General features: G+C 60.9%; 18 protein-coding genes. 2 read left to right on the top strand and 16 right to left on the bottom strand.

Annotation, left to right across the window (positions count from 1 at the left end; all coding sequences use genetic code 11):
- Positions 1 to 4 precede the first annotated feature (4 nt).
- The 9 genes from NB231_RS11530 to gltB form a co-directional block, all read right to left on the bottom strand.
- Positions 5 to 3,103, bottom strand: coding sequence for an efflux RND transporter permease subunit (locus tag NB231_RS11530; RefSeq protein ID WP_005002968.1), 3,099 nt, complete (start codon positions 3,101 to 3,103; stop codon positions 5 to 7).
- The gene (locus NB231_RS11535; protein ID WP_005002970.1) at positions 3,100 to 4,203 is read right to left on the bottom strand and encodes an efflux RND transporter periplasmic adaptor subunit; all 1,104 of its coding nucleotides are present in this window, start codon (positions 4,201 to 4,203) and stop codon (positions 3,100 to 3,102) included. The genes NB231_RS11530 and NB231_RS11535 overlap by 4 nt, the downstream gene beginning before the upstream one ends.
- 327 nt (positions 4,204 to 4,530) lie before the next feature.
- A complete protein-coding gene (locus tag NB231_RS11540) occupies positions 4,531 to 5,790 on the bottom strand; it encodes a S1C family serine protease (RefSeq protein ID WP_005002972.1) in 1,260 nt (419 codons plus the stop codon).
- 91 nt (positions 5,791 to 5,881) lie between these two features.
- A complete protein-coding gene (aroE, locus tag NB231_RS11545; RefSeq protein WP_005002974.1) occupies positions 5,882 to 6,694 on the bottom strand; it encodes a shikimate dehydrogenase in 813 nt (270 codons plus the stop codon).
- Positions 6,695 to 6,733: 39 nt separating this feature from the next.
- Positions 6,734 to 7,708 carry a porphobilinogen synthase gene (hemB, locus tag NB231_RS11550; protein WP_005002980.1) on the bottom strand — a complete coding sequence of 325 codons (975 nt, stop codon included), beginning with the start codon at positions 7,706 to 7,708 and terminating at the stop codon, positions 6,734 to 6,736.
- A gap of 197 nt (positions 7,709 to 7,905) precedes the next feature.
- Positions 7,906 to 8,388 (bottom strand): bis(5'-nucleosyl)-tetraphosphatase, encoded by a 483-nt coding sequence (locus tag NB231_RS11555; protein ID WP_005002982.1) that lies wholly within the window; start codon positions 8,386 to 8,388, stop codon positions 7,906 to 7,908.
- A complete protein-coding gene (hemE, locus tag NB231_RS11560; protein WP_198007365.1) occupies positions 8,366 to 9,448 on the bottom strand; it encodes a uroporphyrinogen decarboxylase in 1,083 nt (360 codons plus the stop codon). Before hemE ends, NB231_RS11555 begins: the two co-directional genes overlap by 23 nt.
- A gap of 180 nt (positions 9,449 to 9,628) precedes the next feature.
- Complete coding sequence (locus NB231_RS11565) at positions 9,629 to 11,038, bottom strand: FAD-dependent oxidoreductase (protein ID WP_005002987.1); 1,410 nt, start codon at positions 11,036 to 11,038, stop codon at positions 9,629 to 9,631.
- A gap of 31 nt (positions 11,039 to 11,069) precedes the next feature.
- Positions 11,070 to 15,539: a glutamate synthase large subunit gene (gltB, locus tag NB231_RS11570; RefSeq protein WP_040662276.1), complete on the bottom strand. Its 4,470-nt coding sequence runs from the start codon at positions 15,537 to 15,539 to the stop codon at positions 11,070 to 11,072.
- An 89-nt stretch (positions 15,540 to 15,628) separates the two neighbouring features.
- Here gltB and NB231_RS19695 point away from each other — a divergent pair, with 89 nt between their 5' ends.
- Entirely contained in the window at positions 15,629 to 15,820 is a 192-nt protein-coding gene (locus NB231_RS19695; RefSeq protein ID WP_005002993.1) for a hypothetical protein, read from the top strand.
- A gap of 108 nt (positions 15,821 to 15,928) precedes the next feature.
- Here NB231_RS19695 and NB231_RS11580 read toward each other — a convergent pair whose 3' ends face one another.
- The 7 genes from NB231_RS11580 to NB231_RS11615 all read right to left on the bottom strand — a co-directional run bounded on the left by NB231_RS11580 (position 15,929) and on the right by NB231_RS11615 (position 25,323).
- The gene (locus NB231_RS11580) at positions 15,929 to 17,941 is read right to left on the bottom strand and encodes a transglutaminase TgpA family protein (RefSeq protein ID WP_005002995.1); all 2,013 of its coding nucleotides are present in this window, start codon (positions 17,939 to 17,941) and stop codon (positions 15,929 to 15,931) included.
- Positions 17,938 to 18,936: a DUF58 domain-containing protein gene (locus NB231_RS11585; RefSeq protein ID WP_005002997.1), complete on the bottom strand. Its 999-nt coding sequence runs from the start codon at positions 18,934 to 18,936 to the stop codon at positions 17,938 to 17,940. The genes NB231_RS11580 and NB231_RS11585 overlap by 4 nt, the downstream gene beginning before the upstream one ends.
- 10 nt (positions 18,937 to 18,946) lie before the next feature.
- Complete coding sequence (locus NB231_RS11590) at positions 18,947 to 19,876, bottom strand: AAA family ATPase (RefSeq protein WP_005003000.1); 930 nt, start codon at positions 19,874 to 19,876, stop codon at positions 18,947 to 18,949.
- 599 nt (positions 19,877 to 20,475) lie between these two features.
- The gene (locus NB231_RS11600) at positions 20,476 to 21,171 is read right to left on the bottom strand and encodes a BON domain-containing protein (RefSeq protein WP_005003003.1); all 696 of its coding nucleotides are present in this window, start codon (positions 21,169 to 21,171) and stop codon (positions 20,476 to 20,478) included.
- Positions 21,172 to 21,877: 706 nt separating this feature from the next.
- Positions 21,878 to 22,930 carry an alpha/beta fold hydrolase gene (locus tag NB231_RS11605; RefSeq protein ID WP_005003007.1) on the bottom strand — a complete coding sequence of 351 codons (1,053 nt, stop codon included), beginning with the start codon at positions 22,928 to 22,930 and terminating at the stop codon, positions 21,878 to 21,880.
- Positions 22,927 to 23,781 (bottom strand): poly(R)-hydroxyalkanoic acid synthase subunit PhaE, encoded by an 855-nt coding sequence (locus tag NB231_RS11610; RefSeq protein WP_005003010.1) that lies wholly within the window; start codon positions 23,779 to 23,781, stop codon positions 22,927 to 22,929. The genes NB231_RS11605 and NB231_RS11610 overlap by 4 nt, the downstream gene beginning before the upstream one ends.
- An 84-nt stretch (positions 23,782 to 23,865) precedes the next feature.
- On the bottom strand, positions 23,866 to 25,323 hold the full coding sequence (locus NB231_RS11615; protein WP_005003012.1) for a M48 family metalloprotease: 1,458 nt from the start codon (positions 25,321 to 25,323) through the stop codon (positions 23,866 to 23,868).
- Between the two features lie 359 nt (positions 25,324 to 25,682).
- Here NB231_RS11615 and NB231_RS11620 point away from each other — a divergent pair, with 359 nt between their 5' ends.
- Complete coding sequence (locus tag NB231_RS11620; protein WP_005003014.1) at positions 25,683 to 26,804, top strand: AI-2E family transporter; 1,122 nt, start codon at positions 25,683 to 25,685, stop codon at positions 26,802 to 26,804.
- Positions 26,805 to 26,840 lie beyond the last annotated feature (36 nt).

The raw sequence follows: 26,840 nt of genomic DNA on the forward strand, positions 1-26,840 counted from the left end.
TCGGCTAATATCCCGGAGCCGGCGAGGTTTGCCCAGGCTCGCCCTCGGCGTTTTCCACTCTAACGTGTCCTTGGCTGCGGCTGTGATCACGGGCGAATAGGGCATAGAAGGCCGGCAGTACGAACAGCGTGAACAGTGTCCCGATACCAAGGCCTGTGGCGACGGTCAGGCCGATGTTGAATCGGCTCACGGCGCCGGGGCCGCTTGCGGTGAGTAACGGCAGCATGGCCACCACCATGGACACGGTAGTCATGATGATGGGGCGCAAGCGGATAGCGGCCGCCTCTTCTACCGCGGCTCGCTTCGAGAGCCCTTGGGTTTGCTGCAGTTGGTTGGCGAATTCCACGATCAGAATGCCATTTTTCGATACCAAACCGATCAGAGTGATCAGTCCGACCTGAGTGTAAATGTTCACCGAGGCGAAACCCAGGGTGATAAAAATGAGCGCACCGGCGATCGACATGGGAACCGATACCAGGATAATGGCCGGGTCCCGCCAGCTCTCGAATTGGGCCGCGAGTACGAGGTAGATTATTAGCAGGGAGAGAAAGAAGGTGACGACCAGCGCGCTACCTTGCTGGGCATACTGGCGCGAGCTGCCCGTGTAATCGTAACTGAATCCCATAGGAAATTGCGTCTCGGCTTGACTCTGCAGGTAGCTCAAAGCATCACCGAGTGCCACACCCGGGGCCGTTACGCCCTCGACCGTCAGGGCATTGAGCTGCTGGAACTGAGTGCGTTTGCTCGGCTCGACGCTGCGTTGGAAGGTGACGATCGTAGAGAGGGGGACGAGATTCCCTGTGCCGGTTTGTAGATAATAGTTATCCAGCATTTGGGCATTCAGGCGGAAACGGCGCTGCACCTGCGGGATTACTTTGTAGCTGCGTCCCTCGAGGTTGAACCAATTGACATAGCCGCCGCCGAGCATGCGCGCGAGGTTTCGCCCGACATCGCTCATCGTGATGCCGAGATCTCCTGCCCGATCCCGGTCCACGGCCAACGTGATCATCGGCCGATCGAAGTCGATCGATTTGCGCAGGAACGTGAACTGGCCGCTTTGCATGGCGTTGTCGATGAGTTGATCGGCCACCCGGTCGAGCTGCTGATAGTTCGCATCCGTTGTGATGACGAATTGGATCGGTAGCCCGCCGCCGGCGCCGGGTAGGCTGGGGCGTGGGAAGATTGCGATCTGAAAGCCCGCCACGTCTTGCAATTTGCTCTGCAGCTCGGGTTGGATCTGCATCTGCGTGCGGGCGCGCTGGGGCTGGGGCGGCATTTTGAAGCCACCGAAGGTGGTATCGGACTCGCGTCCCAGGATATAGAAGCTCTCCTGGTACTCCGGAATGGTCTCGAAAATCTGTTGAATTTCATGCGAGTAGACCTCGAGATAGTCCAGCGTGGCCGTGCGGGGGGCTGTTGCCTGGAAGAATAAAATCGCTTGATCTTCGGTGGGGGCGAGTTCGTTTTGACTGGTGGTGTACATGAAGTAGATGCTCGCCAGTACCGCGAGGCCGAAAATCACGGTGATCGCTAGGGTGTCGAGCGAGCTGTGCAGCAGGCGTTGATAAGCCCGGGCGAGCCCGCCGAAGGAGCGCTCCACGGCCCGCTCGAAGCGCCCCGGCTGGCCGTGCGCCTTGAGCACCTTGGAGGAGAGCATGGGTGAGAGCGTCAATGCGACGACGCCCGAGATGAGTACGGCGCCGGCCAGGCTGAAGGCGAATTCGGTGAATAGGGTTCCTACCAGGCCGCCCATGAAGCCGATCGGAGCATAGACTGCTACCAAGGTCGTGGTCATCGCCAGGATCGGCAGCCCGAGTTCGCGAGCCCCTTCGATGGCCGCTTGAAACCGGGGTTTGCCCTGCTCGATGTGGCGGTGCACGTTTTCCACGACGATGATGGCATCGTCCACCACTAAGCCGATGGCGAGCACCATCGACAGCAACGTCAGCAAATTGAGCGAAAACCCCATCAGCAGCATCAGGAAGGCGCCGCCGATCAGCGAGAGCGGAACCGCGACTGCCGGGATCAGGGCGGCGCGTATCGAGCCCAAGGTGAGATAAATCACCAGCAGCACGATCAGCACGGCCTCGGCAATCGTGCGATAGACCTCGTTGATGGAGTCCTTGATGAAGGTGCTGGCGTCGTAGGGCAGGACTACATTGAGCCCTTCGGGCATCTGCGCGCGGATGCGCGGCAAAATGTCCTGGACGCGCTCGGCGACGCCGAGCGGGTTGGCGCCGGGCGCCTGTTCGACACCGATGAATACCGAGGGGCGGCCTTGATACCAGGTGGCGGAGTCGTAATCCTCGGCTCCGAGTTCGGTGCTGGTAACGTCGCGCAGGCGCACCAGCGTACCTTTGCCCTGGCGCACCACCAAGTTCTCGAAGCTGCGAGGCGCGCTGACATCGGTGGTCGCGGTCAGATTGATGGCGACGTATTTGCCTTTAGTCTGCCCCACTCCGGCGAGGTAGTTGTTCTCCCGCAGCACGTCGGCCACGTCCTCGGCGGTGATATCGAGAGCGGCCATACGCTGTGGGTTCAACCAGATGCGCATGGCGAAAGTCTTGTTGCCGATCAAGCGCGCCTTGGCGACCCCGGGCAGCGCCTGGAGCTGGGGCTGAGCGACCCGCAGCAGATAGTCCGTGATTTGCGGCAACGACATCGTGTCACTGTAAAAGGCGAGATACATCAGTGCCGTGGTATCGCCGGTAGTGGAGTCGATGACCGGATCCTCGGCGGCTTCCGGCAGCACATTGCGCTGGCTTGCGACCTTGGCTTGGATCTCGGCGACGGCGGCGTTGGCGTCGTAGTTTAGCTGCATATGCGCTTCGATCGTCGATTGTCCCAACGCGCTGTTGGAGAGCAGATAATCGATGCCTTGCGCCTCCGCTATGGCCTGCTGCAGTGGCTGGGTTACGAAGCCCTTGACCAGTTCGCTGCTCGCACCCGAGTAAGTGGTGGAGACGGTTACTACCGTGTTCTCGGTCTCGGGGTACTGACGCACTTCGAGCAGTCCCAGCGCGCGCAGCCCGACGATCAATATGAGCAGACTGACGACACTGGCCAATACCGGCCTATGGATGAAGAGATCGGTGAGTTTCACTCGTTGACGACCTTCCCGGCCTGGAGCGCGACGGAGTTGTCGATTCGAACCGGCTGGCCGTTGCGCAGTTTTTGTTGGCCGGCTTGGACCACCCATTGTCCTATTTTCAGGCCGTTGACGATCTCCACCCGGCCCTGTTGAATCGCGCCGGTGGTGATTTGGGTGCGATGGACGATTTGTTCACCGTTCTTGTCTTGCTGGATACGAAAGACGAAATCTCCGTATGGGTTATAGCTTACGGCGGTGCGCGGGATCGTCAGCACTTGCCGTGGCGCGCCTTGCTCGGTGGTGACCTCGGCGAACATTCCAGGTCTGAGCCGGCCATCCGGATTCTGCAGGGTGGCGCGAGTCTGAATTGAGCGCGTGGCCGGGTTTACCGCGGCGTCGACAGCCGTGATCCGGCCGACGAAGGTTTCGTTTGGATAAGCGCTCACTGTTACTTGTACCGTTTGGCCCTCTTGCAGCTGATTGAAATGCCGTTCCGGGAGCGTGTAGTCGACGAAGATGGGGGTCAGTTGCTGGATTTGGACGATTTTCGTGCCGGGTGAGAGATACTGGCCCAGGTTCACCTCGCGTATGCCCAGCAGACCGGCGAACGGCGCGCGTATGGTCTTTTTGTTGATCAACGCCTCTTGTGAGGCCACCTTGGCCTTGGCGCTCTCGTACCGTGTCTTGGTCTCATCGTAAGCCGATTGCGAGATGGCCCGCCTCGGCAGCAGCCGCGCATTGCGCTCGAGCTGCAACTGCGCCAAGCGCATATCGGCCTTGAGCCCGTCCAAATCGGCGCGATCCACGGCGGCGTCGAGCTGTACCAGAATGTTCCCCTTGGCAACCCGTTCGCCGGACTTGAACCGGATTTCTTCGACCTTGCCGGCCACTTCGGTGGTCACATCGGTGCCGTTGATGGCCACTAGGCTGCCTACGGCGCTCAGGGTCGGTTGCCAGTGCACGGCGGTCACCTCTGCAGAGGACACCGTGGTCGGCGGTGGCGGTTGGGACTGCAGCGCCTGGCTTTGCTGCCGCTGCAGGTACTTCCAGCCAAAGACCCCGCCGAACAGCAAGGCGAGCAGCAAGATGACGAGAACGAGGCGCTTGACCATGGCGGCGAGTCCTTATGATCGGACGATCGGCGAGTCGGCGGCCGGTTGATGAGCCGACTGGCCAGGAGCGGCTGCTGGTTTCGGCAGAGTGCTAAGCACGCAGTTGACCATCCTTTTCCCTACATCCCTTTTTCCCTAGGGGCCGCAATGGTCCGCTCGATTCCCTGCTCTTTCACCGACGAGGCCGGGTCGTCTCGTGGCAGTACGGCATTGCGCCGTACACAAGGGTAGGAGGTTTATAGCGAACCTCGGCGCTTCGACCGCTTGCGGCGCGAACCGTTTGGCCGCACTCGATCGTAACGTCCGCTCGCCACGAAGATAGGATAGCTATTGTTTGAGCACGGCGAGTTCCACGCGGGCCGTACGTTTTTCGTGATCGTGCAAGAGCGTGAGTTCGAGCGTGTCACCAGCATGCTTGGAGTAGACGATATTCTGCAACTGCTCGGCGCTCTCGATGGTTTTGCCGTTGACCTCGATGATGATGTCTCCGCCCACCGGCCAGCGTTGCCCACTACCGGTCACCGCGTATTGGGCCGGCTGTATGTCCGCCTTGTCCGCAGGACTGTCCTCGGCCACAGCCACCACCATGACGCCCTGATTCGGCAGATTGAGGAATTTGCGCACTTTCTCCGGATAGTCGGCCATACTCATGATTTGAATGCCGATCTGCGCTTTTTTGACCAAACCGCCGTGTTGCAGCTCGCCTAGGCGCGCCTGCACGAGATTGCTCGGGATGGCCAAGCCCACCCCGACGAAGGTACCGTTGGGGGCAAGAATCTCGTCGTTGACGCCGATGACCTCCCCCCGCGAGTTGAGCAGAGGCCCGCCGGAGTTGCCGGGGTTGATGGCGGCATCCGTTTGGATGAAGTCGATGGGGACGCCGCTGACCTGAGCGGCCTGGCGACGATTGACGGCGGAGACGATGCCCTCGGTTACCGTCGAATCCAGCGTGAACGGACTACCAATGGCGATGGCTTTCTCGCCTACCATTACTTTGTCCGAGTCGGCGAGGGGAATCGGTATGGCGTCAGCCGGGCGGTCCTTCGGGTTCTTCAACTGCAGCAGAGCGAGGTCATAGGATTGGTCGGCCCCCACCACTTTGACCGGCAGGTCCCTGTCCTGACCTCTGAAGTTGACGGTGATTCTCGCGCTCGGTTTGAGTTCCGTGGAACCGCTCTGCAGGGCCTGCGCCAAGACGTGGTAGTTGGTGACGATCTGGCCTTGGTCGTTGACCACGAAGCCGCTGCCGGCGGCACGCTCGATCACCCGCTCGGGTTGCGAGAAGGGGGTGTTTTGACCGAATTGCCGGAAAAACCGGCGCAACTCAGGCGGTAAATTCTCCAGCGGGTTGACCCGTTGCCCCTCGACCGTGACATTGATTGCTACCACGCTGGGGCTATACCGCTGCACGATATCGATCGTATTTTGCTCGTAGGCGAGGCGCTCCTGCCCACCAATAGTGGTGATAGCCGGTGCGGCCGAGGCCTTGCCGAGCGGATGAAGATCGGCCAGGCCAAAGTCGCCACCGATTGCAACGGCAACGCCAAGCAGGATCGCTGTCGACAGCGCTTGTCCTTCTCGCAACATTCCCAGCCCTCTCCAGTCATAAACGTGTTCCGAGTGTACCCCGGTGGTTGGCGGTGTGCCATGCTGTAAGCTCGCTCGGAGCGCAACCCCTTTATCCCCTGAGCGCTTGGATCACGGGAGCGGTCTGCGGTCGTATGCCCCGCCAGAGCAAGAACGATTCCGCGGCTTGCTCAACGAGCATGCCGAGTCCGTCCAGCGCGCGAGCGGCGCCCTGCTCGAGTGCCCAGCTACAAAATGCCGTGGGGGCCTTGCCATAGACCAGGTCGTATACGGTCGTACCACCGATCTTCAGACCCTTAGGCAGTGCCGGGAGTTCACCGTGCAGCTCGGCGGACGTGCCGTTTATGATCACATCGAAGTGCTCGCCGGCGAGCTCTGGAAGGCCGCAGGCCGTCACACAGCCGAGGTCGGCGAGCGAGGTGGCGATGGCATCGGCACGTGCCCGGGTCCTATTGGCGATGACGAGCTCGGTGGGCGTCTCGGCCAGCAACGCCGGCAGCACACCATGTACGGCCCCGCCCGCGCCCAGGATCAAAATGCGCCGTGCCTGTACTCTTACCCCGTGATTGCAGCACAGATCCCGAACCAGTCCGGTTCCGTCCGTGTTATCGCCCAGGCGGCCAGCGGCCGTTATGACGATGGTATTCACCGCGCTAGCACGCTCGGCACGTGCCGTGCGCCGGTCGACTTCCGCCCAGGCCTGCAACTTGAAAGGTACGGTGATATTGAGGCCGCGACCGCCACTCGCTTCGAACTCGGTTACCGCTGCGGCGAAGCCGCTGATTGGCACCAGGATGCGCTCATAAGTTACCGGCTCGCCGGTCTGGCGCGCGAACAGCGCGTGGATGCGCGGTGATTGGCTGTGGGCGATGGGATTGCCCATGACGGCGTAGCGCTCAGGCATGACTCACTCGGCTATGACTGCGGCTATCGGGCCGATCGCTTAGCTTTCGGCCCGTAGCCAACCCGCCGCCTGTTTGGCGAAGTACGTCAGGATGGCATCGGCGCCGGCGCGTTTGATGGCTATAAGCGCCTCCAGCGCGCAAGCTGGGCCGTCCAGCCAGCCCTTTTCGGCGGCGGCCTGTAACATGGCGTATTCACCGCTCACCTGATAGACGAAGGTGGGCACCCCAAACCGGCGTTTTACGCGCTGAACTACATCGAGATAAGGCAAGCCTGGTTTGACCATGACCATGTCCGCGCCTTCCTCGAGATCCAGCGCGACTTCCCGCAGGGCCTCGTCCGTGTTGGCCGGGTCCATCTGGTAGGTTTTCTTGTCGGCTTGGCCGAGGTTGGCGGCGGAGCCGAGCGCGTCGCGGAACGGCCCATAGTAGCTCGAGGCGTATTTGGCCGAATACGCCAAAATCCGCGTATGAATCGACCCTTGTGCATCCAGTGCCCGCCGTATGGCGCCGATGCGCCCATCCATCATGTCCGAGGGGGCTACAATGTCGACTCCGGCTGCTGCATGGCAGCAGGCTTGTTTGACCAAGACCTCGACCGTCTCGTCGTTGACGACATAGCCGCTGTCATCCAGCAAGCCGTCTTGGCCGTGGCTTGTGAACGGATCTAAGGCGATGTCGGTGATGACGCCAAGCTCCGGTACGGTGCGCTTGAGCGCGCGCACGGCCCGTGGCAGCAGCCCGTCGGCATTGTATGCCTCGCGGGCATCCAGACTCTTGCGCTCCGCCGGGGTGACCGGAAACAGCGCTACGCTGGGGATGCCAAGCTCGGCTATCGTCTCGATCTCGGCTAGCAGCAGATCGATCGAGAGACGCTCGATACCGGGCATCGACGGCACCGGCTCACGGCGGCGCTCGCCGTCGAGTACGAACAGCGGGAAGATAAGATCGTCGCGTGTGAGCACGGTCTCCCGCATCAGCCGCCGCGAGAAATCATCCCGGCGCATGCGACGCATGCGGGTCCCTGGAAAGCGCTCCCCGTTGTGTGAGATGTGAGTTGACAAGAGGTTTCCTCCGCTAGCCGTAGCTGGTGCGAGTAACGCGCCGGCTGCCTTCGAATTGACAAATTATGCCTGTTCCGAGATGCAAGCCCAAGGTGGTCTCGAATCCCGGTTACCCTCCGATGGGGGGAGGCTATAGAGAAGAAGCGACGCTAATCCTGCGATGCTTTAGAGGCATTCAGGCGGTGGCGGATCCAGCCGAGCACGCGGTGCACTCGGGGCGAGGTAAGGCGAAACGCCTCATCGAGCGTTACCCAGCGGTATTCATGGTGTTCGGCCCGACCAAGCTGCGGCGAGATGCCGAATGTGACTGCAGTTTCGGTGGTCTCGGCTAGATAATAGCGGGCGATTTTACCCTGAGCATAGGGACCGGTTTCGATGTAGCTGTGGCCCCAATGAAAGCGCAGCTCCGTGATGCCGGTCTCTTCCATGACCTCACGGCGAGCGGCCTGCAGCGGTTGCTCGTCGCGCTCCACTTGACCCTTTGGAAAGTCCCAATGCTGGAACGCCCGCAGCAGTAAAAAGCGCCACTGTCCGTCCACGCGCCGCAGCACCGCTACGCCGGCGGAGAATACCCGGACCTCGCGGTCTTGACGTCGGTCAGCGTAGTTTCTATCGGCCTCGTGCGCTGTCATGGATATGGTTACTAAACTCGTGTACAGCCTCGATCATGGCGGACACGTGATCCGGATCGACCTCGGGGTGAATACCATGGCCTAGGTTGAATACATGCCCTGGGTGCGGACCATAGGCTTCGAGCACGCGTTGCACCTCGCGTCGAATTACCGCCGGTGCAGCATAGAGCACACAGGGATCAAGATTGCCTTGCAGCGCCACCCGCTCGCCAACCCGTTGCCGTGCCGCTGCGATATCCACACTCCAGTCCAGGCCGATTGCATTGGCTCCGACCCCGGCTAGGGCTTCCAACCAAAGTCCGCCACCCTTGGTGAACACAATGACCGGTATCCGACCTTCCGAGGTGTTAAGACGCAGTGCTTCGAGAACGCGCCGCACCGGCTCGAGCGAGAACTCGAGATAGGCCTCGTGCGCCAGCACGCCACCCCAAGTATCGAAGATCATCAACGCCTGAGCGCCGGCTTCGACCTGGGCATTCAAATAGTCAGCGACGGCCTGCGCCACTTTTTCGAGCAGCTGATGCAGCGCCTGTGGGTGCTCATAGAGCAATGTTTTGATGCGATGGAACGTGCGGCTGCTGCCCCCTTCGACCATGTAGGTCGCAAGCGTCCAGGGACTGCCGGAGAAGCCGATCAGCGGTACCCGGCCGGCCAGCTCATGGCGGATCAGCCCGATGGCGTCCGTGACGTAGCGCAGCTCACTGGCGATGTCGGGGGAGCTCAGATCGGCGATCGCTCGCAGGCTGCGGACCGGACGCTCGAATCGGGGTCCCTCACCCTCCTCGAAATAGAGCCCGAGCCCCATGGCGTCGGGGACTGTGAGGATATCCGAGAACAGGATGGCGGCATCCAGCGGATAACGCTCCAGCGGCTGCAAGGTCACCTTGCAGGCAAGTTCCGGGTTGCGGCAGAGCGTCATGAAACTGCCGGCTTGTGCCCGCACCTGGCGGTATTCCGGTAAGTAGCGACCCGCTTGGCGCATGATCCACACGGGGGTTCTATCCACCGGCTCACGGCGTAATGCTCGCAGCAAACGGTCGTTGTGTAATTCGGTCACGATTGGTCTGCAGCCTTGCCAAGATGAATAGCCGGCAGTGTATCATGCGCCGTGCCCAGGTTTTGTAGTGTGCCGGGGCGGCGCTTGCAAGCGACCGGCAGCCCGCGCCTGCCGGTCGGGGGTCGGGCCGGAGCAGGGCGCTGGCGCCACCGGCGGCAATACGTGTGCCGATGGCGCCGGGTTTTAGATACCGAGGTAGGCCAGAATCCCTTTGGCCGCTTCGCGGCCTTCCCAGACCGCAGTGACCACCAGGTCGGAGCCGCGCACCATATCCCCGCCGGCGAATACCTTCGGATTGCCGGTTTGATAGCGCAGTGAACCGTTTTTGGCGATTACGACGCGGTCGCGTTCATCGACTCGTATTCGATGGGTTTCGAACCAATCCGCCGGGTTCGGGCGGAAGCCGAAGGCGATGAGGACGCGATCGGCGGCAATGACTTCCTCTGATCCTGGCACGGGCTCCGGACGTCGGCGGCCCCGTTCGTCCGGTGCGCCGAGGCGGGTTTGGATAACCTTGACGCCTTCCACTCGGCCATCACCGACGATTTCCACGGGCTGACGATTCCAGAGAAACTGCACGCCTTCTTCTTTAGCGTTGTAAACCTCGCGCCGGGAACCCGGCATGTTGACCTCGTCACGTCGGTAGGCACAGGTCACGCTGCGCGCCTCCTGTCGCAGAGCCGTGCGGTTGCAGTCCATGGCGGTATCGCCGCCACCCAAAACGACCACGTGTTTACCACGCATGTTAATGAACTCCGCGGCACTGCGCTCAAAGCCCATGAGGCGATTGATGTTGGCCACCAGATAGGGCAAGGCCTCGTAAACACCGGCCTTGTCCTCGCCCGGAAAGCCGCCGCGCATGGAAGTGTAAGTTCCCATGCCGAGAAAGACGGCATCGAAGTCGTTCAGCAGTGCCTCGAAGGTAATGTCGCGTCCCACGTCGATGCCGAGCTGAAAATTCACCCCCATGCCTTCCATGACGGCGCGGCGGGTGTGGATCACGCTTTTTTCCAGCTTGAAGGGGGGGATGCCGAAGGTAAGCAGTCCGCCGATCTCGGGGTAACGATCAAAAACGACCGGTTCCACGCCGTTGCGCACCAGAATGTCGGCGCAGCCGAGACCGGCCGGGCCGGCGCCGACAACAGCTACCCGTTTGCCTGATTTGACGATTCCGGACAAATCGGGCCGCCAGCCGCGTTTGAATGCCTCATCGGTGATGTATTTCTCTACCGAGCCGATAGTAACCGCGCCGAAACCATCGTTCAGCGTGCATGCGCCTTCGCAAAGACGGTCTTGTGGGCAGACGCGACCGCACACTTCGGGCAGAGAGTTGGTTTTATGGGCGAGTTCGGCGGCTTCGAATAGATTGCCTTCGGCCACCAGTTTGAGCCAGTTCGGAATATAGTTATGAACCGGACACTTCCACTCGCAGTAGGGATTGCCGCACTCCACGCAGCGATCGGCCTGGGCCGCCGCCATTTCGGGGTTGAAGGCGCGGTAGATCTCGGCAAAATTCTGGACCCGACTGGCGGCGGCCTCTTTCGGCGGATCTTGGCGCGGGACTTCAATGAACTGGAATTTGTTATTACCCATGGGGCTCCATCGTTCGATACCGGCGCAGGGTTTAGGCGGCCCGGCGCAGCGTGTCCAGGACTTCTTGGAGATCCGCTGCCTTGGGCTTCACCAGCCAAAACTTGCCGACGTAATCGCGGAAGTTCTCCAGGATCTCCCGGCCCCAAGGGCTGGCCGTCTCCTCGGTGAACTGTTCGATCAAACCGCGCAGGTAATGGCGATGAGCGTCCATCGGTTCTTGCAGGATGCGGTGGATGTCGATGAGTTCATGGTTGTAGCGATCCACGAAGCGATTATCGAGATCGAGCACGAACGCGGAGCCGCCGGTCATGCCGGCACCGAAATTTAGGCCGGTGGCACCGAGGACGCAAACGATTCCGCCCGTCATGTACTCGCAACCATGATCGCCCACGCCTTCGACCACGGCAGAGGCACCCGAGTTGCGCACGGCGAAGCGCTCCCCTGCAAGTCCGGCCGCGTACAATGTGCCGCCGGTGGCGCCATAGAGGCAAGTATTGCCGACTATAGGCGTCTCTCGACTCTGGAAAACGCTGCCCGTCGGCGGACGGATTACGAGTTTACCGCCAGCCATCCCCTTGCCTACGTAATCGTTGGCATCACCTTCCAGATACATATGCAAGCCGCCGGCGTTCCATACGCCGAAGCTTTGCCCTGCGGTGCCCGTGAGCTTCAGAATAATGGGTGTTTCCGCCATGCCGAGACTGCCGTGGTGCAGGGCGATCTCACCGGAGAGCCGGGCACCGATGGAGCGGTTGTTGTTGCGTACGGTGTAGTGGAATTCGCCCCCGGTTTTACCTTTGATGGTGGACAGCGCGTCGGCGACCATGCGCTCGGCGAGCTCGCCCTGGTCGAAAGGTCTGTTCCTGGGCAGGCTGCAATACAGCGGCTTGTCTTGCGCCACCCCGCCGTCGGATACCAGCGCGCTCAGATCCAAGCGGCGCTGGCGAGCGGTTTCCCCCGACAGAATTTCGAGCCGATCCAGCCGGCCGATGAGCTCTTCCAGGGAACGCACGCCGAGCTTTGCGAGCCACTCGCGTACTTCGGTCGCGACGAAAGTAAAATAATTGGCGATGCGCTCCGGCGTGCCGATGAAATGCTGCAGTCGTAGTACCTGCTGCTGGGTCGCCACGCCGGTCGGGCAGTTGTTGAGATGGCATATGCGCAAATATTTACAGCCCATCGCCACCATTGGCGCCGTGCCAAAGCCGAAGCTCTCAGCACCCAGGATGGCGGCTTTGACCACGTCCAGGCCGGTCTTCAGGCCGCCATCGGTCTGCAGGCGCACTCGGTCGCGCAGGTCATTGGCGCGCAAGGTTTGCTGAGCCTCCGCCAGGCCGAGCTCCCAGGGCGTGCCGGCATACTTCACCGAAGTAAGCGGGCTTGCTCCGGTTCCCCCGTCATGGCCGGCGATGGTGATCAGATCCGCATAGGCCTTCGCGACGCCGGCGGCGATCGTGCCGACACCGGGTCCGGCCACCAGCTTCACTGATACCAGTGCACGGGGGTTGACCTGCTTGAGATCGAAAATCAGCTGCGCCAGGTCTTCGATGGAGTAGATGTCGTGGTGCGGCGGCGGTGAAATCAGGGCGACCCCGGGCTTGGAGAAGCGCAGCTTGCCGATCAACTCGTTGACTTTATGGCCGGGTAGCTGACCGCCTTCCCCAGGTTTGGCGCCCTGAGCGATTTTGATTTGCAGGACCTCGGCGTTGACCAGGTAATGCGGTGTCACGCCAAAGCGCCCGGAGGCGACCTGCTTGATTTTGGACATGCGCTCGGTGCCGTAGCGGGCTGCATCCTCGCCCCCCTCGCCGGAGTTGGAGCGACCGCCCAGACGGTTCATGGCGATGGCCAGCGCCTCGTGGGCTTCCGGGGAGAGGGCCCCGAGGGACATGCCGGCGCTGTCGAAGCGCTTGAGAATCGCCGGCAGCGGCTCGACCTCGCTCAGCGGCAAAGGTTTTGCCGCCAGCTTGAGTTGCAATAGGTCGCGCAGTGCCGCCACAGGACGTTCGTTGACGGCCCGTGCGAACGCTTGATAGCGCTGATAATCGCCGGTGTAGGTGGCTTCCTGCAGAGCCCGTACCACCTCGGGGTTGAAGGCGTGATACTCGGCGGCGTGGACGTATTTCAATAATCCGCCTTGGCTTACCGGCTCGCTGATCTGCCAAGCGCGCCGGTGCAGTTCGTGGCGGTCCGCCTCCAGATCATCCAGGTTGGTGCCCTGGATGCGGCTTGCCGTGCCCGGGAAACACAAACTCACCACCTCGTCGTGCAGCCCGACGATCTCGAAGAGCTGTGCGCCGCGATAGCTGGTGATGGTGGAGATCCCCATCTTGGAGAGAATTTTATAGAGGCCCTTGTTGATGCCTTTGCGGTAAGACTCCAGCAGCTCCTGCAAGGGAGTACCCTTGATCTGGCCGGTGCGGACCATGTCCTGGATGATGTCGTAGGCCACATACGGGTACACGGCCGTAGCGCCATAGCCTATCAGCACGGCACACTCATGCGGGTTGCGCACGGTGCCGGTCGCCACGACTAGGTTGGCGTCACAGCGCAAGCCCTTGGCCACCAAATGATGATGCACAGCGCCGATGGCAAGCAATGCGTGCACGGGGACGCACTCGCGTGCCAACTCACGGTCGGAAAGGACGAGGATGGTTTTGCCGGCGAGTACCGCGCGTTCGGCTTGTTCGCAAATATCCGCCAAAGCGGTGCGCAGATCGCTGCTGAGCGGGGTGTTCAGCGAGATCAGCGCATGGGCGTAGTCTGGGTCAGTTTGGGCCAGCAGCGCCTGGAATTTCGTGTCGCAGAGCACCGGGGAGTCCACCACCAGACGCTTGGCGTGGGCCTCGGTTTCTTCGAACAGGTTCTTCTCGCGCCCAAAGCAGGTTTCCAGCGACATGACGATTTGCTCGCGCAGCGGGTCGATGGGCGGGTTGGTGACCTGCGCAAACTGTTGGCGGAAGTAATCGTAGAGGGGGCGCGTCTGTCGGGAGAGCACTGCGATGGGGGTGTCATCGCCCATGGAGCCGACGGCCTCCTGGCCGCTCTGCGCCAGGGTGCGTAAGACGATATCCCGCTCCTCAAAGCTGACATTGAACTGCTTCTGATAGACGGCCAGGCGCTGGGGATCGAGCCCCTTACGCACGCGTTCGCCGCGCTCGTCCGGACGCGCGTCCAGGGTTCGCGCATAAAGCGCCAGCCAATGTTTATAGGGCTTGCGGCGCTTGAGCCGGTTATCGATGTCTTCCGGCAACAGCAGTTCGCCCGTTTCGGTATCCGCCGCGAGCATTTCGCCGGGCTTGAGGCGTCCCTTGCGGAGTACGTCTGCGGGAGTGTAGTCGTAGACCCCGATCTCAGAGGCTAGAGTGATGTGACGATCGCGCGTAATCACCCAACGCGCCGGTCGTAGGCCATTGCGGTCCAGCGCGCAAGCCGCATAGCGCCCGTCGGTCAATACAATGCCGGCCGGACCGTCCCAGGGCTCGATGTGCTGCGAGTGGTATTCGTAGAAAGCCCGCAGGTCGGCATCCATGGTGTATACGTTCTGCCAAGCCGGCGGGAGCAGCAGCCGGAGCGCTCGGAACAGATCCAGGCCGCCGCTGATCAATACATCCACCATGTTGTCGAGGCTGCTGGAGTCCGATCCAGTGGGGTTTACCAGGGGCAAGGTCTCCCCGAGTTCCGGCAGCAATGGGGTCTGAAATCGATTGGCACGGGCAATGGCCCAGTTGCGGTTGCCCTGAATCGTGTTGATTTCACCATTGTGTGCCAGATAGCGAAAGGGCTGGGCGAGTCGCCACCGGGGCAGGGTGTTGGTGGAGAAACGTTGGTGGAAGACGCACAACGAGGTCTCCAGCCGCTCGTCCTCGAGATCCCGGTAGAATCGCCTCAGGTTGGCCGGCAACACCAGCCCTTTATAGGAAAGCGTTCGGCTAGACAGGCTGGGTATGTAAAAGTCTTCGTCGACTGGTTCCAGTTGCTTTTCAGCCTGACGCCGAGCGATAAACAAGCGCCGCTCAAAGAGCAGCCCATCGATATCCGCGGGCGCATTGACGAAGACTTGCTCGATCCTCGGCAGACTCACCAAGGCCTGCTCGCCGCAGGCTTCGGGGTTGACTGGAACCGTGCGCCAGCCTGCGCTTTGCAACCCTTGGGCTGCTAGCGTCCGCTCCAGAGTAATCCGAGCCTGTTGCGCTTTAATCGGATCACGCGCGAGAAAGACGCAACCCACCGCGAAACGCTCCGCTACCGTGATCCCGGCCTCGACGGCCACCGCGCGGAGGAAGGTGCTCGGGTGCTTCATGAGCAACCCGCAACCATCGCCGGTCTTGCCATCCGCGGCCACTGCGCCGCGGTGGGTCAAACGGGTCAGCGCGCGTACGGCAGTCTCGATTAACCAATGGCTGGCTTGGCCGTCCATATGGGCGATCAAACCGAACCCACAGTTATCCTTCTCGAGCTCTGAGAGTAAGTGTGGCTTGGGGCTGCTGGGAACACTCACGGGAGATTCGCCTCTGCGATACCTTCTTCTAGACGAGAGAATGGCGTTTTATGAAAAGCCCTGCAAACAGCGGGCCGCTCCGCTCGTGAATGCTGGGTCTGGCACTCACGATGAACGGCGCGATTGCAGCGCTCTGGCAGGCGCTCACCCCGCGCGCCGGACGAATGTTATTTTTGATGGTCGATGTTTGCGCGGGTGATCGAGAGCAACCGACCCTGCCAACGGGATGGGCAGTCCGCGGGCAGCAACGCTCGGCCGCAACGCGACTCGTTAAGCTCTGATTCCCGCTTTCCGGAATTTGAAACTCACCCTAAATTCCGGCTCTAAGGACTGATCAATATAGCGCCTAGCAAAGACAGGGTAAAGGGTTCGCCCGGCTGCGAGCCGGTTCAGCGCGGTCGGCGTGCCCGCTTGAGCCGGCGTAGGCCACGCTTGAATTCCCGCTTGAGCTGCGTGCTGCGCGTGGGGCTCAGATTTGCATCGGCGTAGGCCAGTTCACAGTAAATCCCCGTCAGGCGCTGCAACAGCGGCGCCCAGTGCGGTAACGCCTGGGCCGCGCGTTCGGCGAACGCTGCGGGTCCCTCCCCCGGATTCCGCACTACCCCCAGGCGCGATAGTCGGTCGCAGAAGGTCAGGTAGGTGTGGTCCAAGGGCGAGAGCGGATGCACCCGGCGGCGGGCCAGTAGCGAGCCTGCTACCGGCACCAGTACCAGGGCGCCACTGCCAAGCAGAATGAGCATTAATTTACTCGCATCCAATTGCCCGAACAGTTTCTGTAGCACACGGTACTGCCGTTCGCTGTTGAAGCCCACTACCCAGCTCTGCCATTGGTAGGTGAGCGCGTCGTAGCGCAGGCGCAGTGAATTGAGCCAGGAAATGCCGCGGTAGCGCAGCGGCGATAGCGGCGAGTCCGCCAGGAAACTGCCCTCCGTTGCCACCGCTTGCTCCAGCCCCAGCTCGATGCGCTCCGGCGCTACCGCAGCGGTGGGATCGACTCGCACCCAGCCGCGCCCGCGCAACCAAATTTCCGCCCAGGCGTGGGCGTCGAACTGATGCACGATCACCGTGCGATTGACCGGATTGACCTCGCCACCCTGGTACCCGGCCACCACTCGGGCCGGGACGCCGGCGGCGCGCATCATCACCACGAAGGCGTAGGCGTAGTGCTCGCAGAAACCGCGCCGGGTCTGGAATAGGAACCGGTCCATGGGATCGGTTCCCAGCCGCGGCGGCTGCAGAGTGTATACGAACGGTTGGTGGGTGAACATGGCGAGTACCGCGCCGACGAAGGCCGCGGCGCTGGCGCTGGCTGCTCGCATGTCAAGAGCCAGTTGCCGAGTGCGGGGATTGCCCCCTTTTGGGAGTTGTAACTCGGTGCGACGGCGCCAGTCCGATAGCTCTGGTTCCAGTACAGCGTCCGGCCAGCTGCGGGCATGGTAGCGGTACTGATCTTCCAGTTCCACCGGGGAGTAGAGCAGGTAGTCCGCCGTGGCCATGACCCCAGCCTGTCCGGATTCGGCGTAGCGCAGACTGTACAGCCAGTGCTGCTGGGTGGGATTGAGAATGACACTGTAACGCAGCGGCTCGCCGCCGGTCGTTACCGGCGCCGGACGGCGTTCGTTCGGCGCCACCTCATAGTTACGCAGCCGGCGCCAGGCCCCGTCCGCCAGGCGACTGAAGACCAGGCCGCGCCAGTACAACTGTGAGCGCGGCGGAATCTCGCCCTGGAACTGCGCCCGGAATGCCACTTCATCCGACTGGCTCAGGTGCGAGATATCCCCGGGTTGCATGACATCGCTGACCCCGGTCTTGGCGGTGTGACGTTTGATCGGCACGGACCACAGGGGCCCGATACGCGGAAACAGGAAGAACAATACCAGCATCAGCGGGAAGGCCTGGGCCAACATCACCGCTGCCAGGCGCAAGCTGCCATGGTTGAAACGGTGTTGGTCGGGCTGGTGCAGGGCCACCAGCGCGGTGGTGATCAGGGTGGTGTTGAGTACCGAGTACAGGACGATCAGCAGATCTTGGCTGAACAGGAATTCCGTAATGCAGATGAAATAGCCCAGGAACAACAGTACGTAGGCGTCCTTGCGCCCGGCGAGTTCGATCAATTTAAGGGCGAACGCGGTCAGCAGCAGCGCGACCGTAGGCTCCAGCCCCAGCATATTGCCGTAGCTGGCGTAGATGCCGCCGCAGGCACAGAGAATCAGCGCCAGTTTGACCAGGCGCCCGGGGAAGGACCAGCGGCCGCGGTACACCATGCTGCGCCACAATGCCGCAACCCCGTACACAGCCAGCACCCACACCGGCAGCCGGGTTACATGCGGGGCCGCCAGGGTGAACAGGCTGATGATCATCCATACCAGGGCGTTGCGCGGAATCTGCTGCTGAGCGTTCACCTTGGTGGACTCCCGTCTTGGTACAGGGCCAGCGCGGTCAACACCTGCTCCAGGTGTTGCTCCCCCGTCCCCGGTTCGATGCTCTGACCGGGCAGGCGCAAACCGTATTCGTACCGGCGCCGCTCGAAGGCCAGGACCCAGTAGCACAGGTGCGAGAGGCGCTGCTCCGTCTCCACTCCGGGGAACATGTCCCAGTCCAGCCACAGGTTGCGCTCGGCATAGGCTGTGTATTGTTTACTCTGCAGGGCTTGTCCTTTGGCCAAGCTTTTCCAGTGCAGTTGGCGCAGGGAATCGCCGGGGCGGTAGTTGCGCAGGCCGTAGAAGTCGTCATTGCCGTTGATCGGCAGCACGGCGCCGCCAGGCCGCTGCGTGGCAAGCCCTGCCAGGTCGGCCGATGGCAGTGGCTGGGGATAGACTAGGGCGTGCAGGTCCAGATCCACCCAGGTCCAGCAGCGCAACAGTCCCAACGGATAAGTGGTCTCCAGCAGCAGCCGGCCCGGGCTGTACCAGCCACGCCGGCCCACCGCCGTGAGTAGGCGGACCTCGATGCTGTCGGTCTGTACCAGGTTGACCACGCACTCGGTACTCTCGGGCCAGGCCAGGCGCAGCCCGTAGTGATCCCGCTGCCGGCTCCGTTCCAGGCGGATATCGAATTCCGATCGCTGCCCCGGAAATGTCGGCTTGGCCCGCACCGCGTGAATGGTCAGCCCCGAGAGGTTGGCGTAGGTGTGCAGTATCGCGATGACAAACAAGGTGGTCAGCAGAAACGTGAGCGCAAAGCTCATGTTGTTTTGGTAGTTGATCGCCGTAAGCAACATTACCAACAGGCAGAGAAAGAAGAGAAAACCCACCCGAGAGGGAAAGATGAAAATGCGCCGTTGATCCAAGGTCACCGAGCGCGCCGGGGGCAGGCGGCGTTTGACCCAGGCTTGGAAACGTTGCTGCAATCGGTGGCGCAGGCCGGTTTTCACATCGGATTTTTGCAGCACCTGCATCGCCGATCACTCAGGGCTTGATGACATCCACGTTGCGCTGCAGCAGGGTCACCAGGGCCTGACCGTCGCCGGCATAATCGCCATTGGGCACCAGGCGATGGGCCGCGACGGCGGGTAGCACCATCTGCAGATCTTCCGGCACCACGTGGCCGCGGCTGCCCATCACCGCCCAGGTGCGAGCGCAGTCCAGCAGCGCTAGTGCCCCGCGTGGCGATAGGCCCACCGCAAATTCCGGGGCCTGGCGCGAATAGGCCACCAGCCGCTGCAGGTAGTCCAGTAGGTTGTCCGAGGCATGCACAGTGGCGACCGCGGCGCGGATCATCTGTAATTGCTCGCGATCGATGCATTGCTGTAGCCCCAGCACCTGAGCGCTGGCGCCGGGCTGGCGTAAAAGCATCTCTCGCTCCGCCCGGGGGTGGGGGTAGCCTAGCTCCAGCCGCATCAGGAAGCGGTCCAGCTGCGACTCCGGCAACGGGTAAGTACCGGATTGGTGAATTGGGTTCTGGGTAGCGATCACGAAAAATGGTTTCGGCAGGCGACGGGTCTCGCCCTCCACCGTAACCTGGCCCTCCGCCATCGCCTCCAGTAACGCGCTCTGGGTGCGCGGGGTAGTACGGTTGATCTCGTCCGCCAGTAACACTTGGGTGAAAATTGGCCCCGGATGGAAACTGAAGCTGGCGTCGTTGCGATTGTAGACCGACACTCCGAGTATGTCCGCCGGCAGCAGGTCGCTGGTGAACTGCACCCGTTTGTAGGACAGGCCCAGCGCATCCGCCAGGGCGTGCGACAGGGTGGTCTTGCCCATGCCGGGCAGGTCTTCGATCAGCAGGTGACCACGAGCGAACAAACAGCATAGGGCCAGGCGGATCTGGGGTTCCTTACCCAGTAATACTCGGCCAACCTCGGCCACGGCATTGTCTATGACGTCCTGTAGTCTCATGCTCGCTATCCCTAGACTGGTTGGGGCTTCAGGCCGGTGCGTTCAAACTCCGTGTAAGGTAAGTCCGCTTTGCAGTCGGACCCTTTTGCAAGCCCCGCCGCGACCCGCCTCAGGCTCTCGCCGTTAGCCGCCTCGGCCGGTCCCAGTTACTCGGACGAGCGCGGACAGTGGCTGGGTACATGATGGTGCTTTGGGCGGCACCGGCCGCGACCGACAGGGGCGGAGGACTTCCGCTTCCTGCCAGTCCTGCCTAAAATTACTCTTGCAAAGAGTAACGCTCAGGAGGCTCGCGGTGCGGCGCAAACGAAGTCGATGGCAAGTACAACACGTGACATTGGCTTTTCTTGTCGTCTTTCTTGTCCCCTTGTTGATTGCACTGCTTTCTTGGGCAACCAGCCTACCGTCTTTGCCCTTGGTCATAATGCTCCTGTTGGCTCTTCTGGTGGCCGCAGCGGGCGTGTTCGGTATGCTCCGCAATTGGGGCCGGGTCGAGCGAAGGCCGCTGCGCACCCGCTGATCCCTCGGTCCGTTGCGCCTCTCCCGTCCAGATGGTTCGGTAGGGCTATTCGCGCGTCGAGAGGCGAGTGCGAGGGTTCTACTTAGCCGGCCACCTCGATTCGATTCTGGACATCGTGGACTCCCGGAATGTACCAGCAGTCCCAGCCGGCGATGCGCCGATTTTCTTCACTGTGGACCAGGCCGCGCAGGGACACCACGCGATCGTCCACGGCGACTTGTATTTGGGCGATATCGATCGCGGGTTCCTTTTCCAGCACCATTCGGATGGTGTCGGCGATCTCCTCGTCGCTGTCCCGTTCCGGTGGCTGGACGTGGAGACGGTTATCCACGTCGGCCGTTCCCGGTGTCCACCAACTCAAGACTTCGGCCAAACGCCGGTGGGACAAGCTGTCGATAACGCCTTCGAGCATGACCACGCCTTCGTGGGCGCTGACGCGAATCCAATCTTGATCCGCAGGTGGTTGCGCGTGTGTTTCTAGTACTTGCAGTTCGATAAACCCCGGTTCCTGCATCAGAGCGTGCGCCACGGCTTGGCGTAGCTCGTCATTCGGTCGTGATCGCGCAACCTCGAGCCGGAGTCGATCGTCGATGCCCGCGTTGCCCGCTATCCGGTGGGCAATCTGAATGGCGCGACGTTTGGCTTCGATGTCCGCTACTGTGCCTTCCAACCGCACGGCATCGCTTTGCTGTACGTGGATGGGGTAACGCTGCACATTGATGGCCGGGTCCTGCTTCAGGGCAGCCCGGATCTGGTTCTCGATGGAATCCCCGCTCATTTGATCTCCCCAGCCTGGTAGCCGCATCTCCTACATAATGATCATTGAGCCTTGCCCTCGGTCCGTCAAGCGTACCTGAGCTGATGGATATAGCGAGAAGGGGGTACCGCAAGCCGGTAGACGGTGGCGCAGGATCGATAGTTGGGACGTTCGGAGGGAATGTAATGTGAGGAGCTGCTATGGGCAACGCGGCTATTCGCTATTTGTTCTGGAACTAACGGGGCATTCGCTTGCCTAATAAGCGTTGTTTGCCTGACGGTGCGGCGTTTCAAGGAGCCTGCGGGCGGGGCACGGGTTGGTGCTGTGAATAGGATATAGGGTTGTAACCTGTTGAAATATATAGATTGACATTTTGCTGGGGGCGATCTAATATGTTGCATCGCAACATTTGTGAGATAAAAAATAGGGAGGCCACGAATAGCCTCCCGGATAATCATAATGCGCTCTTCTTATTGGGGTTTTGTGGTGTGTTTGAACTCTCAACGAGCTGGAGCGCTTTTTAATCAAGTCGAAGGCGTAACCACTTCGTAAACCACCCTTTCGGATGGTTCGCTACCTCCTCCTCCTCGATTCGCCCTCTCGCCAGAGAGGGCTTTTTTTAACCCTCTTTTATACGTGGAGCTGCGTGCCGGCAACTTATCGGGCATTGTAGATGGCCGAAGTTGCTTGGCAAGCATTTTCGTTGTTGCGTCGCAATATCGGCGATTTATCGCAGAACCGGCTCGCTACATTGGTGCAGCCATTCCACCAGCGTGGGGTAGAGACGGCGATGAGCGTGTCGGCTGATGAACAAGCCCAGGTGACCGCCGGGTAGTTCCGCTTCGCGGTAGGCGAGCGATCCGGTCAGATTTGCCAAGGCCTTTGCTGCCGCGGGTGGCACCAGGTGATCGGCCGTTGCATAGACGTTGAACAACGGGCCGGTAAAGCGGATCGGATTCACGTTTTCGCCGCAAAGCTGCAAGCTACCTGCGACTAAGCCATTGGCTTGGTAGAAATCACGGACAAACTGCACGAAAGCGACTCCCGCTTGGTCCGGGCTGTCGTACATCCATTGCTCGAGACGCAGGAATGCTTGTAACGCCTGGTCATCGGCGTCTAATTCTGCCAATGTCAGATAGCGCCGGCAGAGGAGCTGGAAAGGCTTGAGGCCGGTGAATAGGGCATTGAGCCCGATTGCAGGCACATTGCCCAGCGCCTGCGTCAGCCGCTCAATGTTCACGTGGCGGACGATTCGATAGAGCGTGTCTTGCGGGGTCTGGAAGTCCACTGGGGTGGCGAGGGTGATCAGGTTACGAACGCGCTCGGCGCGTAAGGCCGCGTAGCAGATAGCGAGCGTTCCGCCCTGGCAGACGCCCAGTATGGAAACGCGCTCGGTGGCATGTCGGGCAGTGATGCTGTCCACCGCGCAGTCGATTTCGTCCTCGATATAATCGTCGAGCCGCTGAAAGCGGTCCATCGGTCCTGGGTAGCCCCAATCGAGCAGATAGACGGTAATGCCGCCGCGCACGAGCGCCCCAATAACCGAGCGTTCACAACTCAGATCGAGAATATAGGGGCGATTTACCAATGAATAGATGATCAGCAGTGGCACGCCCTCTGCGGAGCCGTAACGATAGAGCGTGGCCGTGCCTGGGTGCGGTAAGTCTCGCGCGGGCGTACTGCCGACGCTCACCGGTTGGAGCTCGCGCGCCCGGCGCAGCGTCCTGGCAAGCTTGCTTTGCAGCTGGAGCGGATCGTTTAGAGGGATATCGTCGCTCATGAGCGATCGTCCTTGTCGGAGCGGGTCGTCGTCGGTGGGCCGGGAGCGGCGTCGCGTAGCGCGGCGAGTTCGTTGCGCAACGCCGTGACCTCGCGTTGCAGTCGCCTAGTATCCGCACGTTGCTGGCGCCGTAGTCGATCGAGGTGCCGCTGAGTATCTTCCAGTGCGCGCTGGGTCGGCAACCCCAGGTATGATAAAAGCTCATCCAGCGCTGGCTGCAGGGCGAGTCGCAGGTCAGTCCAGGCGTTCAGTAAGTCGCTGATGGCTTGCGGATATGTCTCAGAGCGCAGAAACCGTTCATAGGTTCGTTCCGCCACTTCAAGCCAGTGATCGTACAGTTCACGGGTGCTCCGAGCGGTTGATTCGGACGGCACGCCGTCGGCTAGCTCCTGTCGATATTCGCTCAGCACAGCCTCGAATAGCTCGCTGAGCTCCTGGGTATAACGCAAGGCGGCGGTTTGGTACCCATCGAGTGTACGCTGCAGTGCTTCCAGGTTGGCTTGCTGTTTTTGCAACGGGCCGAGGTTGGGATACAGATGCATCGGAAAGTGCGCGAAGTTTGCCGAGAAGGGTTGCGCTAACCGATCTATTGGAAGCGGCTGTCGAGCTAAGTCCAGCAGGAAGTTGACGAACTCGACGGACCGGGCGATCTCCTCGCGCAGTTGCGCCAGCACCTGGTTTAACTGCGCGTCCAAGACCGTGTTCGTTTCGCTGTCGCGAGCGGGGGCGGTGAGCACAGACCACCCGGCGGCCAACAGGATCGCCAGTGCTCTTTGCCCTGCGAGGAGATCATAAAGCAAGCCTTGGGTCCATTCTGGCCTCGAATGGTTTGCACTATCCTGTTGGATCATTGCACTGCTCGCCGGGCCGGCTGGGCGGATGACCCCGATCGGTAAAATAGGCTAACCCCTTGGGGCGTCGGTGTGATTCGTTACTCAACGATCTTTCGAGCGCTGTTTGAGCACCGCTTGCCACTGCGCGCGCAAGGCCGTAGCGCGAGACTTCTGATATTCATCGGCTTTGCTGCTCTCAAGAACGTGTTTGATTTGCTCCAAGGCGCTGGGGATATCGCCACGCAAATAGTAATAGTGTCCCATGGCCAACTGGGCTTGGACTTGTTGGCCGGCGCTATCGGCCGCACGGGCCACGAGTTGCCAGAGATTGGCGTCTTCCGGGTGATCGCTGACCACGGTCGTGGCGATACGCTGCGCTTGCTGCGCGTGCCCTTCATCCAGCAGCGTCTCCACATGGAGAACGCGCAAGGCGTAGTCGTCCGGGAATAACGACAATCCCTCACGCACGGCTGTTAAGGCTTGTTCGGGTTGTTTTGCAGCGCGGCTTACTTCGGCTAGACCGACGAAGTAAGGCGCGTATTCGCCATGCGTGCGCAGCAATCGCAGGAGAATCGTGCGAGCACGAGCATACTCGCCCGTATGTTGTAGAGCCAGAGCCAACCCATATTGGGCAGCCCACGGTTTGGCGCTACTGCGTTCGAGCTGGGCCTGGAACTCGTTTACGGCATCCTCGGGTAGGCGCGCGTTGAGCACTTCCAGGCGGGCCCGCATGAGATCGTACTTTGGGCTTTCGAATACCTTGCCGCTGGCGAGTTGGCGGACACGCGCTTGGGCATCGGCAATACGCCGCTCGGTGAGCGGATGGGTACTGAGAAAAGCGGGTGGCTCATCACGATAACGGCTCGCCTGCAGCAAGCGGCCGAAAAATCGGGGCATCCCCTCAGGATCGAAGTGAGCTTTGACCAAGGTTTGCATTCCGACCCGATCCGCCTCGCTCTCGTCGGCGCGGGAATAGGTGAGTTGCTGTTGAATCATGCCGGCCATGGCCGACATGGTGGCGGCACTGCCAGCTTGGGGGCTTTGTGTGCCGATCAGAATTCCGGCCAATATCAGCGCGGCCGTACGCCAGCCGCTACCGCGATCACGAAGTAGCTGCCGTGCCAGGTGGCGCTGGGTGACGTGAGCGATTTCGTGGGCGAGCACCGCTCCGAGTTCGCTCTCGGTCCGGGTGGCCTGTATGAGTCCGGTATTGATGCCGATATAGCCGCCCGGCATAGCAAAGGCGTTGATCTGCGGGCTATCCACGATGAAGAAGTGGTAGCTATAATCGGGAGCGTCGCCGTGGGAGGCGAGCCGCGCGCCCAAATCTTGGATATAGGCATTGATTTCGGGGTCATTGCCGAGGGGGAGTTGGCGGCGAACTTCCCCCATCATCTGCTGGCCGATCTGTTGCTCCTCGGTCGGCGTCATTACTTGGCTCGCGGGATCACCGATATCCGGCAGCGATAGATCCAAGCCCGCACGCGCGCTCAGGCAGACACAGATAAGTAGCGGTAGGGCGAGACGTTTCAAGGTGTTCTCGGCGATGATTCGGCTCATGTATGGCAAACAGGCCCTAGCCATAGCATGGGCGTTTCCGGTGCTAGCTCCCTGCTGCACTCGTCGATATAGTGGCCGGTTATAGGCATTTTCTGCAATCGAACCGTATGCAAGGTGCGCTTTATTACAACGCAGCCGCCTTACTCCCAGGAGGGATTGTTGGCTGTATCCGTTATCCGGCTCCATTGCTTAGCTTCTCGCCACCTGCTCTCGGTAAGCCTTTTTAATTTAATGGATTGGTCCGACCGAAATATGGCTGCATTGATTAGATAAACCCGCAATCGATTGGTCCACTATTGGCGAGGGTACATCGATGCGGTTAACGTTGCAGCGGTTCGGCCAAGAGCGAGCACGGCAGAATGGATTTCATTCGTACATGGTTCGAGCGCCATCTCAATGACCCCCAAGTGGTTGCTTTGGCGTTGGTGCTGCTCGGTGGACTCGGCATTATCCTGTTCATGGGGGATATGCTGGCACCGGTGATTGCTAGCTTGGTGATCGCCTATCTACTCGAGGATTTGGTTCAGTCTTTGGAGCGCTATCGAGTTCCCCGCCGTATGGGTGTGGTGCTGGTGTTTTTTCTCTTTATTGCTGTCGTGCTGCTGGTGTTCTTCGCGCTGATTCCGCTGATTAGCAGACAATTCGCTCAGTTGGTGGAGAACCTGCCGGACATACTCGATCATGGCCAAATGGCCATCCTGCGTCTGCCGGAGAAGTACCCGCAATTTTTCTCCGTCGATCAGGTCAAGACGCTCATGGAAGAGCTGCGCAGCGAATCACTGCAGATTGGTCGGAACGTGTTGGCCTCGATCTCGTTCCAGTCGGTGGTGATGCTCTTCATGGGCGCGATCTATTTGGTGCTGGTGCCTTTCATGGTGTTCTTTTTCCTGATGGACAAAGAACAAATCCAGGCCTGGCTCAGCCGTTTCCTCCCAGTACATCGGAGTTTGATCGCCACGATTTGGTGTGAGGTGGATGCTCAGATCGGCAGCTACGTACGCGGCAAACTCTTGGAGATCGTCATCGTCGGCGTGGTGACCTATGTGACCTTTGCTCTGCTCGGGCTGCAGTTTGCCGCCTTGCTGGCCGTAGCCACTGGGTTGTCGGTGATCATTCCATACGTGGGCGCTGCGGTCGTAACCGCGCCGGTTGCGGTTATTGGCTACTTTCAATTCGGCCCAAGCTCGGAGTTCGTTTGGGTGCTGATCGCCTATGGCATCATCCAGGCGCTTGATGGCAATGTTTTGGTGCCGTTGTTGTTCTCGGAGATCGTCAAGCTGCATCCGGTGGCGATCATTATTGCCATTCTGGTCTTCGGTGGTATCTGGGGATTCTGGGGCGTGTTCTTCGCCATCCCTTTGGCGACGTTGATCCGTGCCATTATTCTGGCCTGGCCGGGCTTCGCGGATGAGGCCGATAGCAAGGATGCGCATACCATTCAAGCTGAGCACGAAGTCGCCGACAAGCAGGCTCAGGGTTAGTTAGGGGACGCCTTCGCGCCCGGTAGGCGGGCGTCC

It is taken from the genome of Nitrococcus mobilis Nb-231, assembly GCF_000153205.1.
GTDB lineage: Bacteria > Pseudomonadota > Gammaproteobacteria > Nitrococcales > Nitrococcaceae > Nitrococcus > Nitrococcus mobilis.